Annotated in this window: 14 protein-coding genes; 4 read left to right on the top strand and 10 right to left on the bottom strand. The window is 43.8% G+C overall.

The window, feature by feature from the left end:
• Positions 1-14: 14 nt before the first annotated feature.
• The 7 genes from O3620_RS05890 to O3620_RS05860 all read right to left on the bottom strand — a co-directional run bounded on the left by O3620_RS05890 (position 15) and on the right by O3620_RS05860 (position 5,990).
• On the bottom strand, positions 15-413 hold the full coding sequence (locus tag O3620_RS05890; protein ID WP_002897219.1) for a DUF948 domain-containing protein: 399 nt from the start codon (positions 411-413) through the stop codon (positions 15-17).
• Positions 414-470: 57 nt separating this feature from the next.
• Positions 471-1,256, bottom strand: a complete 786-nt coding sequence (gene lgt / locus O3620_RS05885) for a prolipoprotein diacylglyceryl transferase (RefSeq protein WP_002894973.1) — start codon at positions 1,254-1,256, stop codon at positions 471-473.
• Positions 1,249-2,184, bottom strand: coding sequence for an HPr(Ser) kinase/phosphatase (gene hprK, locus O3620_RS05880; RefSeq protein WP_002894971.1), 936 nt, complete (start codon positions 2,182-2,184; stop codon positions 1,249-1,251). The genes lgt and hprK overlap by 8 nt, the downstream gene beginning before the upstream one ends.
• 138 nt (positions 2,185-2,322) lie before the next feature.
• Entirely contained in the window at positions 2,323-2,814 is a 492-nt protein-coding gene (locus O3620_RS05875; RefSeq protein ID WP_002914770.1) for an NUDIX domain-containing protein, read from the bottom strand.
• 205 nt (positions 2,815-3,019) lie between these two features.
• Complete coding sequence (locus O3620_RS05870; RefSeq protein ID WP_032907817.1) at positions 3,020-3,295, bottom strand: PspC domain-containing protein; 276 nt, start codon at positions 3,293-3,295, stop codon at positions 3,020-3,022.
• Between the two features lie 138 nt (positions 3,296-3,433).
• Entirely contained in the window at positions 3,434-3,871 is a 438-nt protein-coding gene (locus tag O3620_RS05865) for a SprT family protein (protein WP_268697892.1), read from the bottom strand.
• Positions 3,858-5,990: a Tex family protein gene (locus tag O3620_RS05860; RefSeq protein ID WP_371601530.1), complete on the bottom strand. Its 2,133-nt coding sequence runs from the start codon at positions 5,988-5,990 to the stop codon at positions 3,858-3,860. The genes O3620_RS05865 and O3620_RS05860 overlap by 14 nt, the downstream gene beginning before the upstream one ends.
• A gap of 178 nt (positions 5,991-6,168) precedes the next feature.
• Here O3620_RS05860 and O3620_RS05855 point away from each other — a divergent pair, with 178 nt between their 5' ends.
• The 4 genes from O3620_RS05855 (at position 6,169) to zwf (ending at position 9,658) form a co-directional block, all read left to right on the top strand.
• Entirely contained in the window at positions 6,169-6,306 is a 138-nt protein-coding gene (locus tag O3620_RS05855) for an SPJ_0845 family protein (protein ID WP_002897213.1), read from the top strand.
• Complete coding sequence (locus tag O3620_RS05850; protein ID WP_371601529.1) at positions 6,303-7,208, top strand: permease; 906 nt, start codon at positions 6,303-6,305, stop codon at positions 7,206-7,208. Before O3620_RS05855 ends, O3620_RS05850 begins: the two co-directional genes overlap by 4 nt.
• On the top strand, positions 7,205-8,023 hold the full coding sequence (locus O3620_RS05845; protein WP_002897211.1) for a TIGR03943 family protein: 819 nt from the start codon (positions 7,205-7,207) through the stop codon (positions 8,021-8,023). Before O3620_RS05850 ends, O3620_RS05845 begins: the two co-directional genes overlap by 4 nt.
• A 174-nt stretch (positions 8,024-8,197) precedes the next feature.
• Positions 8,198-9,658, top strand: a complete 1,461-nt coding sequence (gene zwf / locus O3620_RS05840; protein WP_371601528.1) for a glucose-6-phosphate dehydrogenase — start codon at positions 8,198-8,200, stop codon at positions 9,656-9,658.
• 51 nt (positions 9,659-9,709) lie between these two features.
• Here the strand turns inward: zwf and ftsY are convergent, their stop codons facing one another.
• From ftsY to O3620_RS05825, 3 genes are read right to left on the bottom strand one after another with little or no spacing between them, the layout of a single operon-like run.
• Positions 9,710-11,230, bottom strand: coding sequence for a signal recognition particle-docking protein FtsY (gene ftsY, locus O3620_RS05835; protein WP_371601527.1), 1,521 nt, complete (start codon positions 11,228-11,230; stop codon positions 9,710-9,712).
• 3 nt (positions 11,231-11,233) lie between these two features.
• The gene (locus O3620_RS05830) at positions 11,234-12,052 is read right to left on the bottom strand and encodes a Cof-type HAD-IIB family hydrolase (protein ID WP_371601526.1); all 819 of its coding nucleotides are present in this window, start codon (positions 12,050-12,052) and stop codon (positions 11,234-11,236) included.
• Complete coding sequence (locus tag O3620_RS05825) at positions 12,052-12,846, bottom strand: Cof-type HAD-IIB family hydrolase (protein ID WP_125408851.1); 795 nt, start codon at positions 12,844-12,846, stop codon at positions 12,052-12,054. Before O3620_RS05825 ends, O3620_RS05830 begins: the two co-directional genes overlap by 1 nt.
• Position 12,847 lies beyond the last annotated feature (1 nt).

Genomic DNA, 12,847 nt, shown 5'->3' with positions numbered 1-12,847 from the left:
ATAGACCTTCTTTCTTATTTTTTAAACAATTTTGAAGCAAAACGCAAAGCAGATAAACCAGCTGTAGTTTTGACTGTTCCCTTACCAGCAGACACTGCTTTTTTACTCAGCGTACGCGCCTGAACGTTTAAATCTGAAACAGATTCAGATAAGTCCGCCACAGCTGTAAACAAAGGATCAATGGTTGCGACTTTTTGATTGATGTCGTCAGTTAAGACATTGACCTTGGCCAGCAAATCATTGGTTTGGTGAAGGGTCACGTTGACATCAGAAGTCAAGACCTTAATGGTATTTTCTGTTTCATCTAGCATCTTACCAGCTTTTTCGCCCAGATTTTTGACAGTAATCGTCAAGTAAATCACGAAGATAATGAGCGCTACCGCTAGTAATGCATAAGCAATTTCAATTATCATATTTCTCTCCTTTCATTGCAGACATCTCTTACAAGAGTCAGCGGCTCTAAGCATTTCTTATTCTTGATAATAAGGGGCTTTCTTTTTTCTTTGGTAAATGATGATGCCGATTCCAACAAAAATAAGAATCAGCGACAGCCATTGGGAAACACGCAGACCAGCAAACATGAGACTGTCCGTCCGCATACCCTCAATAATCATCCGGCCAAATCCATACCAAATCAGATAGAAGGCGGCGATTTCTCCTTGTCTCAGCAACTTAGGCCGACGGCGGAGAACAATAATCAAAATAAAACCAATCAGATTCCATACAGATTCATAGAGGAAGGTTGGCTGTCTGTAGCTGCCTTCGATATACATATTTTCACGAATAAAGCTAGGCAGATAGTCCAAACTCTTAACTGCCGCACCATAGGCCTCATGGTTGGCAAAATTTCCCCAGCGACCAATACTCTGGGCAATCATCACACTTGGTGCTGCAATATCCAGAAAATCAACTGGGTGAATCAGCCTTCTCCTACAAAAAAAGTAGAGAACGATAGCACCAGCTATCAGCCCGCCGTAAATAGCAATACCTGCTATTCCGCCATTCCAGAAATCAATGATTTTTATCAGATTCTTACCGTAATAATCCCACTCGAAGGCCACGTAATAAAGCCGGGCACCCACGATGGCTACGGGAAAAGCCACTAGGATAAAATCCAAAATATCATCAGGAATAATCTTCCGACGCGGAGCCTCTTTCATGGCAAGATAAACGGCTAATACTAAGCCTGTGACAATACAGATGGCATACCAGCGAATACTGATAGGTCCTAGTTGGATAGCTACTGGATCAATCATGTTTCACCTCATTCCGGCTAATTAAATCGGTGAGGCGCTCTTCAAAGATCTTTGTAGCATCATAGCCCATTTGCTTTGCTCGATAGTTCATCGCCGCAGCCTCAATCACGACAGAGATATTGCGACCAGTCTTTACAGGAATCCGAATACGTGGAATTCTGACACCGGCAACCTCCAGCTCCTCTGTATCATTACCTAGACGGTCAAAAGTCTTTTGAGTATCGTAATTCTCCAAATAGACAGCTATCTGAACTTGAGAAGAATCTTTCACAGCACTGGCTCCGTATAAGCTCATGACATCGATGATACCAACACCACGAATTTCCAATAGGTGGCGCAGAATTTCAGCTGGCTCTCCCCAAAGGGTCACTTCATCCTTGGCATAGATATCCACTCGATCGTCCGCAACCAAACGATGGCCACGCTTAACCAATTCAAGTCCTGTCTCACTTTTACCAATTCCACTGTCCCCTTGGATGAGAACTCCCATGCCATAGATATCCATCAGAACCCCATGAACACTGGTTCTCTCAGCTAGCCGAGAATCAAGATAACTGGAAATTTCTCCAGACAAGCGGCTAGTAGAGGCTTTGCTTCTAAGAATAGCAACCTGCTTCTCATCAGCCGCATCAATCATTTCTTTAGGAATCTCTAAATTTCGAGCAATGATAACCACCGGCGTCTCAGGCTGGAACATTTTCAGCAGTACTTGATGGCGATTATGAGAGCTCATCTTCATCAGATAAGACCACTCTTTCATCCCAATCAGCTGTATCCGCTCGGGTGTATAAAAATCAAAATATCCAGTCATTTCAAGTCCAGGCCGAGAAATATCTGAAGTTTTAATTTCTTTCTCCAGTAAAACTTTATCTCCGTACTCCTGAGACAGACGAGACATTTTTAAGAGGTCTTTGACCTTTACTGACATTGTCTTCTCCCTTCAAATTTGTCTGCTTCTATTATAGCAAATTTTTACCTCAAAAGAATCTTTAAGATTGATTTTAGGTCGAAAAAATATTTTGATTTAAATCAACTTTTTAGTAAAAATAGAAAAACAGCCATGGTCTTAGTCAAGCAGGCTGTTAAGAATCTTCTTTTGGTTATTAAAACAAGGATGGTTTTCTACAAAATCTGGGACCTCTTTCAGAGGCAACCAGACATGGGCATCTGTTTCGCCTTCCTGATAGCGGACTTGACTCTTATCGCCAGATACAACCACTTCAAAATAGTCGAAATGGCACTGATCTTTGATAGAGCACACCTGCTCCAAAAGTCTGATGCTGTCAGGAACCAAGCCTGTTTCTTCTTCTAATTCACGTAAGGCGGCTGTCAGACTATCCTCTCCAGCCAGCACACTGCCACCTGCTCCGAACTCATAATAGCCAGGATAAAGGCTTTTATTGGCTGATCGCCGCATAAAGAGAATATCACCATCCTGGTGACGAACCAAGACATTAACACATAGATGAAACTGTCCTTCAGGAATTTTTTCTCCTCGAACCAGGAGATGAGGGAGTTGATTTCGATTTAAGTCATAGGCATTCCAAAATTCTGTCATATTTCCTCCTTGGATAAATTGCTAATATTTTGGTGATGTTTTTAAGTGTCAATTTACCTGGTTTTCTATCCTGCTTCTTTTTTAGATTTTATCTAAAAGAAGCAAGCAGAAAATAAATCACGGTATAGAAATGTCTTACTAAAACATTCCCTACTTCAAGTAAAAAATCGGGAGTGCATCCCGAAATTTTCTATTTTATTAAGAATTACCAAAACCAGCCGTCTTTATCGTCTTCGATAGCTTCTGCTTCTTTTCGTTTGCGCGGGCCGGTTCCATACATTTCTTCTTCTATGTCTTCTTTATAGGGCATAACCATAGCTAGCAGGATATAGATGAGAATTCCCAAGCCGAAATTGACCACAGTAAAGATAATAAAGAGGAAGCGCACCAGGCTCAGATCAAAATCAAATTTATCACACAGACCGGACAAGACACCGGAAATCAGTCGATTCTTTTTCAACTTATAGAATTTCACGTTCATGATAGAGACCTCAATGATCATATTTACTTTATTCTACCATATTTCATGAGAAAACAATCGGGCCAAAGGCTGATTATGGATTAGAATATTCATTCTTTTGAAAAAGAGAGTTCTTCAAGGAACTCTCTCGCTAATCTATCAAGCTTTCTCTGACAAACGGAGCTTGCCCATACAGCGTCCGCAACGGTATTTTTGAAGATTGACTCTACGTCTACGACGGATAAGTGCTCCGCAGCTCAGGCATTCATAGACGAGAAAAGATTGCGAGTTGGACAACGCGGGAGCGTAGCGCAAACCATCAACTTGCTTGAGCAGTTCTTTAAAATCTCGATCCCCATGGCGGTATCCTTTACCCTGATAATAGAGGTGATAGTGAGCCAGCTCATGGCGGACAATTTTTCGGAAGGTCTCCAGACCAAAAGTTTCATAGATTTTTGGGTTGAAATCCAGATGACCATCTTTTGGAAAGAAGCGTCCCCCTGTAGTGCGGAGACGCTTGTTCCAATAAGCTTGGTGGTGGAATTCCCAGCCAAAATCCTCAAGCGAAACCCGCTTGACATAGTTAGTTAGATTCATTTGGTGCTATCAAAGAGAGGTTGACCTTCTCCCGCTCCACATCCAGTTTATCCACCCAGACAGTGACTAAATCGCCAACAGATAGGACCTGACTAGGATGCTTGATATAGTCTGTGCTCAGCTTGGAGATATGAATAAGACCGTCTTCGTGGATACCGATATCTACAAAGGCTCCAAAATCGACAACATTCCGGACGACTCCTTCCAACTTTTGACCGATGCGCAAATCCTTGATATCCAAGACATCCTGCCGCAGAACTGGCGCGTCAAAGGAATCACGCAAATCCCGGCCAGGCTTGAGCAAATCAGCAATAATATCTTTGAGGGTTTCTTCTCCCAATCCTAGCTCTGCAGCCAAACTAGCAGTCTGAACAGCCTTTAATTTGACTTGGGCAGCTTCATCCAAACTGCTGATTTCCAGACGCTTAAAGAGCTCCTCCACTGCCTTATAAGACTCTGGGTGAACGCCTGTATTGTCTAGCAGGTTATCACTTTCAGGAATACGCAGGAAGCCGGCCGCCTGTTCAAAAGCCTTTGCGCCTAGACGCGGCACTTTCTTGATGGCCTCGCGAGACCGAATCAAGCCTTCCGTTTCCCGGTATTTGACAATATTTTCTGAAATAGTCTTATTGAGACCAGCTACATGGGCAAGCAGGGCAGGACTTGCTGTGTTGATATTGACCCCGACTTGGTTAACCACTGTATCAACGACAAAGTCCAGACTTTCAGACAGTTTTTTCTGGCTGACATCATGCTGGTACTGACCAACCCCGATAGACTTAGGATCAATCTTGACCAGCTCAGCCAATGGATCCTGCAGACGGCGGGCTATGGAAATAGCTGAGCGCTTTTCAACGGTCAAATCTGGAAACTCATGACGAGCCAGTTCACTAGCAGAGTAGACAGATGCACCGCTCTCATTAACGATAACATAGCTGACATCTGGATGGGATTTCAAAACTTCTGCTACAAAAGCTTCGCTTTCTCGGCTAGCCGTTCCATTTCCGATGGCAATGATTTCCACGCCAAACTGCTCAATCAGCTCCGATAACTCATTCTTAGATGCTTCAATCTGAGCTGGCTTTGCTGGCGCTACTGGATAAATAACATGAGTCGTCAGCATTTTTCCTGTCGCATCAACAACAGCCAGCTTGGCTCCTGTCCGAAAGGCTGGGTCAAAGCCCAGTACTACGCGGCCTTTGAGAGGAGCAATCAGAAGGAGATGACGGAGATTTTCTGAGAAGAGCTGAATCGCACCATCCTCAGCAGCTTCAGTCAGCTCGGTCCGAATACGGCGCTCCATGGCTGGAATGATTTTCTTTTTGACTGCTTGCTGGACAGCTTCGATAATATAGGCATTTTTCACCTTGAAACGTACTTCAAAGAAGCGCAGGATCTTCTCGAGATTGTGCTCAAAACCAACCTTGAGAATATCTAGCTTCTCACCACGATTAAGAGCCAGAGTCCTGTAGCCTTGCATAGTCGCTACTTTTTCAGAAAAATCATAATAAATCTGGAAGACCTGCTTTTCATCCAAATCACCGTCTTTGAGACTGGATACGATAGAAGAATTGGTCTGCATCTCATGGTAGGTCCAAGCCCGCAGCTTAGTATCTTCGGAAATTGCTTCAGTCAGAATATCCACTGCTCCAGCTAGAGCAGCTTCTGCTGTTGGAAAGACTTCACTAGTCAGTTTCTCAGCTTCTTCCTGCAAGTTAGCCGCATCCTGTAGGATGAAGCGAGCCAAAGGAAAGAGACCTGCTTCACGCGCAATCGTAGCCTTGGTACGACGTTTCTCCTTATAAGGCAGATAAAGTTCTTCCACATCAGCCAGCTTTTCAGCAGACTCAATCTCAGAGCGAAGAGCATCCGTTAATTTCCCCTGCTCCTCAATCTTAGCTAAGACCGTCGCTTTACGTTCTGTCAAAGCAGTCATGCTCTTATCTAAGTCAATGATTGCCTTAATCTCTACCTCATCCAGATTTCCTGTCATTTCCTTACGGTAACGAGCAATAAAAGGAATTGTATTTCCCTCAGCGGTCAAATCTAGGACCTGTGATACTTGGCTTTCTTTAAGACCCAATTTCTGGGCAATTTTTTCAATATTTATATTTTCCATAACAATCCTATTATATCACAAGTGCTTTGAAAGATAGGCAGTTTTAGAACTATTTAGTACTATTTGTACAAAAAAATTTAGGGTAAATCAGCGACAAAGAGTCTCTTATGTTTCAAAATTTCATTTTTTGATGATTGGTAGTATAATAGAATTATTATTTTAGAAATGAGGTGCCTTTATGGCTGTTAAATTTACTAGATCAGACGATTTGGACAAGATGTTCGAGGAGTTTGCGACCCTGCCCAAGATGGAAAAGGTAGAGTTCCCTGAGGAAGACAAGAAAAAATCTAAAAACGAGAAGGATAAGAAAGAATGAGCTTCTTCTCTCAGCTACCGGCCAGTGTCCTGCAAGCTGGTGCCATTTTTCTCTCCATTATCATTGAGGCCCTGCCTTTTGTCTTGATTGGAAGTATCATTTCTGGCTTTATCGAGGTGTATGTCACGCCAGACAAGGTTTATCGTTTCCTACCCAAGAACAAATGGGCTCGGATTTTCTTTGGGAGCTTGATTGGTTTTGTCTTCCCTTCTTGCGAGTGCGGAATTGTTCCCATTATAAATCGGTTTCTGGAAAAGAAAGTCCCCAGTTACACGGCTGTGCCTTTTCTTGTAACGGCTCCAGTCATCAACCCCATCGTGCTCTTTGCGACCTACTCAGCCTTTGGTAATTCCTTCCGAATGGCTCTGCTTCGTTCTTTAGGTTCTATGGTCGTGGCTATTCTTTTAGGGATTTTTCTGGGCTTCTTTGCAGACAGCAATATTCAAAAAGAAAATCGCAAAGCTATTCATGAGCATGACTTTTCACATCTCAGCAAGGGACAAAAGCTTTTTCAGGTATTTGTGCAGGCCATTGACGAATTTTTCGATACTGGTCGCTATCTGGTCTTTGGCTGTCTCTTTGCCAGCCTAGTCCAGGTCTATGTGCCAACCAGAATCCTGACCTCCATCAGCTCAACACCAGCTGTTGCTATTCTTCTGCTCATGCTGCTGTCCTTCCTGCTCTCACTTTGCAGTGAAGCTGATGCTTTCATTGGAAGCTCCTTGATTGCTAGTTTCGGCTTATCGCCAGTCTTAGCTTTCTTGGTCATTGGGCCTATGCTAGATGTCAAGAATCTGCTGATGATGAAAAACTACTTTAAGACACGCTTTATCTGGCAATTTATCAGCCTGGTTACTGTCGTCGTCTTTCTTTACTCTTGGCTTGTGGGGGTAGTGCTATGATCCGATTTCTAATCTTAGTCGGCTACTTTGAGATCACCATGTACCTACAGCTGACAGGCAAGCTCAACCAATATATCAATCTCCACTACTCCTATCTGGCCTACTTGTCTATGATTCTATCTTTTATCTTGGCAGTTGTGCAGCTCATCATCTGGATGAAGAAGATGGAGGTCCACAGTCATTTAAATACTCGCTGGGCCAAGTTAGGCAGCGTGATGCTCCTTGTCATTCCGCTTTTTGTGGGAATTTTCTTTCCAACTGTTACCTTGGATTCGACAACAGTTTCGGCCAAAGGATTTCATTTTCCACTAGCTGAGGGAACTTCAACTGCTATTCAGCAGGACGAAGGCACAACCAGCCAATACCTAAAGCCGGATACCAGCACCTACTTTACCAAAGGGGCTTACGAAAAAGAAATGCGGGCAGCCGCCAAGAAATATGTCAAGCAAGATACCATTCAGGTCACAACTGAGAACTACATGGAAATCATGGAGGTCATCTATGATTATCCCGACGAGTTTGTAGGCAAAACGCTGGAGTTCACCGGCTTTGTCTACAATGACCCCAGCGACCAGAAGAGCCAATTTCTTTTTCGCTTCGGTATTATCCATTGTATCGCCGACTCAGGTGTCTATGGCCTCTTGACGACTGGAAATACCCAGCATTTCGAGAATAATACCTGGATTCATGCCAAGGGAAAAATTACCATGCACTACCATAAAAGTTTGGGGCAAAGCCTGCCAACTCTAGAAGTTGAAAGCTTTGATAAGGTAGAAAAACCGGACAATCCTTACGTTTATCGGGTATTTGAATAAAGAAAACGAGGCTGGCACAATCGTGTCTAAGCCTCATTTTTTGTATTTGAATATGTTTCAAGCAGCGGTCAATTTCTTTCTATTTGTCTCCCTTTTCAGAAACCGAATTTCTGAATACAATCTTTAGAAAAATTGTGATAAAATAGAGACATCATTTAGAAAATAGGTATCAGGATGTCTTCAAAAGTTATTGTAACAATTTTCGGAGCCAGCGGTGACTTGGCTAAAAGAAAACTCTATCCATCCCTCTTCAGGCTCTATAAGTCTGGCAATCTTTCCAAGCATTTTGCAGTCATTGGAACAGCCCGCCGGCCTTGGAGCAAGGAGTATTTTGAGTCTGTCGTTGTCGAAGCAATCGCTGATTTAGCTGACAGTCCAGAGCAAGCCCAAGAGTTTGCCAGCCACTTCTACTATCAAAGCCATGATGTGCAGGATACCGAGCACTACATTGAGCTGCGCAAGCTTCAAAGCCGACTCAATGAGCAGTACCAAGCCGAGCACAATAAACTCTTCTTCCTGTCCATGGCTCCGCAATTTTTCGGTACCATTGCCAAACACCTCAAGTCTGAAAATATCGTAGACGGCAAAGGCTTTGAACGTTTGATTGTCGAAAAACCTTTCGGGACAGACTTGGCAACTGCCAGCCAACTTAACGAAGAACTCTTAGCAGCCTTTGATGAAGAACAGATTTTCCGTATTGACCATTACCTAGGCAAGGAAATGATTCAGAGCATCTTCGCTATCCGCTTTGCCAATCTTCTCTTTGAAAACATCTGGAATCGTGACTACATTGACAATGTCCAGATTACCTTTGCAGAAAAGCTTGGTGTCGAAGAACGCGGCGGTTACTATGACCAGTCCGGTGCTCTACGGGATATGGTGCAGAATCATACCTTGCAACTCCTATCACTCTTAGCTATGGACAAGCCGAAAAGCTTCAGCAAAGAGGACATTCGGGCAGAGAAAGTCAAAGTTTTTGAACGCTTGGTACAGCCCGACAAAGATGACTTAAAACGCTTCTTTATCCGCGGTCAGTATAAGTCAGGCACGGTCAAAGGTAAGAAATACATCTCCTACCGAAGCGAGCCTAATGTTAATCCTGACTCCATGACCGAGACTTTTGCTTCAGGGGCTTTCTTTGTAAATAGCGAGCGTTTCCGTGATGTTCCATTTTTCTTCCGGACTGGTAAACGTCTCACTGAAAAAGGCACTCTTGTCAATATCGTCTTTAAGCAGATGGAGTCCATCTTTGGTGAGGAATTAGCGCCAAATGTTCTGACCATTCATATCCAGCCGACTGAGGGCTTCTCACTCAGCATGAATGGCAAGGAGGTCGGTGAACGCTTCAGCTTAGCTCCTCTCTCTCTGGACTATCGAACAGACGCAACAGCTAGCGGTGCTTCCCCTGATCCTTACGAAAAATTAATCTTTGACGTCCTTAACAATGACTCAACCAACTTCAGCCACTGGGATGAAGTGCGTTCCAGCTGGGAGCTGATTGATCAGATTGAAGAGCTATGGCGTAGCAACGAAGTGCCTCTTCATGAGTATCCTGTCGGTTCTATGGGACCAGATGCTTCCTTTGAACTCCTTAGAGAATTTGGAGCTGACTGGCAATGGTCTCCAAATAAGTAAGATTTTAAAATTTTTAATATAAAAAACCAGTACTCGTACTGGTTTTTTGTTTTATACTAAGCCTTCAAGCAGGCCTTTCATAAAGTTCTCTGAGTTAAACTCACCGATATCATCAATCTTTTCTCCAAAGCCAATCAGCTTCACCGGAATATCCAATTCCTGACGAATGGCTAACACAACCCCGCCTCGAGCAGTCCCATCGATCTTCGTCAGTACAATTCCTGTGACTGGAGTGATTTTAGAAAATTCCTTGGCCTGAACCAGAGCATTCTGACCGGTTGAAGCATCGAGAGCTAGGAAAGTTTCATGCGGTGCTTTTGGATCCACCCGCTTAATAATGCGGCCAATTTTTTCCAGCTCCGCCATGAGGTTGTCCTTATTTTGCAGGCGACCAGCCGTGTCAATCATAAGAACATCAACCTGCTCTGCCTGAGCACGCTCCATACCATCATAAACCACGCTGGCAGGATCGCTCTTCTCAGGTCCCGTTACTACTGGAACATCCACGCGCCGGCCCCATTCAGCCAACTGAGCCACCGCTCCAGCTCGGAATGTATCTGCTGCTACCAACATGACTTTCTTGCCTTGTTGTTTGTACTTATAGGCTAGTTTACCGATAGAGGTGGTCTTACCGACTCCGTTAACCCCAACAAAGAGCATGACAGTCAGACCATTTTGGAAATTGATTTTTTCATTAAAGCGGCCATCTTTCTCATAAATGTCCACCAATTTTTCAATAATCAGCTGGCGCAGAGCAGCTGGTTTTTTAGCATTTTCCAGACGGGCTTCATAGCGTAGTTCCTCAGTCAGACTGGAAGCCACTTGAACTCCTACATCACTAGTGATGAGCAACTCTTCCAAGTCTTCGAAGAACTCTTCATCTACTGAGCGGAAATTGGCAAAGAAGGCATTGAGTCGTGCTCCAAATCCTGTCCGAGTCTTCTTTAGGCTGCGGTCATACTTTTCCTGAGTAGATTCCTCTTGAGGAAGTTCAACAGGTTCTTCTGTAGCTGCTGCTTCTGATTCTTCAGCAAAATCGACTGCTTGCTTGACCTGTTCTGATTCTGTTAGTGATTCAGCTTCTGTTTCAAGCTCGAACTCATCATTTGAATCAGTTCCCACCTCGTCATAAGAAACAGCTTCATGCTCAGTATAATCTGATGCTTCATCTGACAGGTCTGTTTGTTCAACAAGTTCTTCTACCGTTTCGTCACTGCTCTTGGAATGGTGCTCTTCTAGAGTTTCTTCAGTCTGAGTTGCTCCTTGAGCCACTTCTTGATTTTCTGCAATAATTTCTCTTTCATGCTCTGGCTCCTTGCTTTCTTCTTGGATAGCTTGAGATGCTGGCTCTTCAACATCAGCCAAACTATCTTTTGTATCCGAAATTTGGTCATCAAGTTGCTGCTCGCCCTGATAGAACTGAACAGCTTCCGCTTCAAGATTTTCTCCTGCTTCTGGAACAGGCGCTGTTTCTTCTTCAAGCTCGTCAATGTTTTCCAATGCTTCCTTGACAACTTCGTCAATTGGTGGTTCTTGTTTTTTTCGGCCGAAAAGGCGGTCAAATAATCCCATCAGCTAATCCTCCTTTAGTATATATTCTTCAATAGCCCAAGCCACTGCATCCTCATCATTGGTCATAGGTGTCACCACATTGGCTGCTTCTTTGACGATGGCTACTGCATTCTGCATGGCTACTCCCAGACCAGCCCACTCAATCATAGAAAGATCATTGGCTTCATCACCACAGGCCATGACCTGACTTCTCTCAATGCCTAAATGGGCAATCAGTTTCTCCAGACCATTAGCCTTATGCACATTTTTCGGTGACCACTCCAGCAACATTTCTCTAGATTTGAAAATCTCATAGCGCTCAAATAATTCTGGAGAGATTTGCTCAATAGCCGCATCTAGTGGTTCTTTAGCATAAGCAGTAACACATTTGTTATAAGTCTGCTGGCTGGATAAGTCGCTGAAATCAACAGGCTCAAAGGTCAGAGCAGGATTGAACTGAGCATAAAGCGAATCTTGATCGGATTGAATCTGATAGACCAGTCCTTCGCAGATAGCATCAAGCGGTATGTGGAGCTTGTCTGTTTCCTCATAAATCCGGGCTACATCATCATAAGAAAAGACTGTTTTATCAAGAATTTCTCCAGTATTGCGCTGAACAAGACCACCATTAAAAGTAATGGTGTACTCATCCTCTCGACCGTCTGTTCCCAGCTCATGCAAGAAAAAGTCCATGGCCTTAAGAGGGCGTCCAGTAGTCAGAACTACCTTAACTCCCTTGGCCTGAGCTGCTTTTAAAGCTGCTAGATTGCGCTCAGAAATCTTCTTGTCTGAAGTCAGGAGAGTTCCATCTAAGTCCAGAGCAATCAGTTTTATATCTGCCATTATAATCCCTCCATGTAAGTGATAACCGACTGAGCATCATGGTGGCCGATGACTTCCTTGGCCACTTCTAAAATCTCAGGGCGAGCATTTTCAGTCGCAATCGGATAGCCAGCCACCTGCATCATGTGCAAATCATTGAGATTATCACCAAAAACCATGACTTGAGAAAGATCTATGTCTAGCTTCTTGGCCAGCTCGACAATGGCAACCCCCTTATCCACATGGTCCAGAACGATGTCAATGGACTTGTAGCCAGTTGTCATGGCCTTGACTCCATCGATATTCTCATTGACCCAAGCTTCACCAGCTGCGACTTGGTCCTCAGCAAAATTGGTCGTAAACTTGAAAATATCATCGTCGATATCAGCCAGGCTAGCTACTTTTTGAATGTTTTCATTATAATGAGCACTGAAAGAAAGATAGGTCGGATCCACAGTCTCCAAGACATAGCAGGCACGTTTGCCCGTTAGAAGCAGCTCGTTGACATTGACATAGGGAGATTCCTGCAGCTTATCAAAAACCTTGAGGTAAAAGTCCCGAGGCATGGTTGCTTCATAGAGATCTTCGCCATGAAATTCAACTAAGCTGCCGTTTTCAGCAATAAAAATAATCTCATTGCGCACTTCCTCAAACAGCTTTTCCAGCGACAAGATGCCGCGCCCGCTGGCTACAGCAAAGTAGATACCTTTTTCTTTGAAGCGAGCCAAAACTTGCTTGAGGCGGTCCATATCAAACTGACCTTTACTGTCTAAAAAGGTGCCATCCATATCCGTTGCTACTAATTTTATACTCATG

Origin of the sequence: Streptococcus sp. 27098_8_134 (assembly GCF_041431675.1) — a bacterium.
Taxonomy (GTDB): Bacteria; Bacillota; Bacilli; order Lactobacillales; family Streptococcaceae; genus Streptococcus; species Streptococcus sanguinis_R.
This window is presented reverse-complemented; position numbering and strand designations above follow the sequence as displayed.

Excerpts from the sequence above, each read along its gene's own strand:
- O3620_RS05890 (WP_002897219.1), bottom strand. The coding sequence starts at position 413 with ATGATAATTGAAATTGCTTATGCATTACTAGCGGTAGCGCTCATTATC.
- lgt (WP_002894973.1), bottom strand. The coding sequence starts at position 1,256 with ATGATTGATCCAGTAGCTATCCAACTAGGACCTATCAGTATTCGCTGG.
- hprK (WP_002894971.1), bottom strand. The coding sequence starts at position 2,184 with ATGTCAGTAAAGGTCAAAGACCTCTTAAAAATGTCTCGTCTGTCTCAG.
- O3620_RS05875 (WP_002914770.1), bottom strand. The coding sequence starts at position 2,814 with ATGACAGAATTTTGGAATGCCTATGACTTAAATCGAAATCAACTCCCT.
- O3620_RS05870 (WP_032907817.1), bottom strand. The coding sequence starts at position 3,295 with ATGAACGTGAAATTCTATAAGTTGAAAAAGAATCGACTGATTTCCGGT.
- O3620_RS05865 (WP_268697892.1), bottom strand. The coding sequence starts at position 3,871 with ATGAATCTAACTAACTATGTCAAGCGGGTTTCGCTTGAGGATTTTGGC.
- O3620_RS05860 (WP_371601530.1), bottom strand. The coding sequence starts at position 5,990 with ATGGAAAATATAAATATTGAAAAAATTGCCCAGAAATTGGGTCTTAAA.
- O3620_RS05855 (WP_002897213.1), top strand. The coding sequence starts at position 6,169 with ATGGCTGTTAAATTTACTAGATCAGACGATTTGGACAAGATGTTCGAG.
- O3620_RS05850 (WP_371601529.1), top strand. The coding sequence starts at position 6,303 with ATGAGCTTCTTCTCTCAGCTACCGGCCAGTGTCCTGCAAGCTGGTGCC.
- O3620_RS05845 (WP_002897211.1), top strand. The coding sequence starts at position 7,205 with ATGATCCGATTTCTAATCTTAGTCGGCTACTTTGAGATCACCATGTAC.
- zwf (WP_371601528.1), top strand. The coding sequence starts at position 8,198 with ATGTCTTCAAAAGTTATTGTAACAATTTTCGGAGCCAGCGGTGACTTG.
- ftsY (WP_371601527.1), bottom strand. The coding sequence starts at position 11,230 with ATGGGATTATTTGACCGCCTTTTCGGCCGAAAAAAACAAGAACCACCA.
- O3620_RS05830 (WP_371601526.1), bottom strand. The coding sequence starts at position 12,052 with ATGGCAGATATAAAACTGATTGCTCTGGACTTAGATGGAACTCTCCTG.
- O3620_RS05825 (WP_125408851.1), bottom strand. The coding sequence starts at position 12,846 with ATGAGTATAAAATTAGTAGCAACGGATATGGATGGCACCTTTTTAGAC.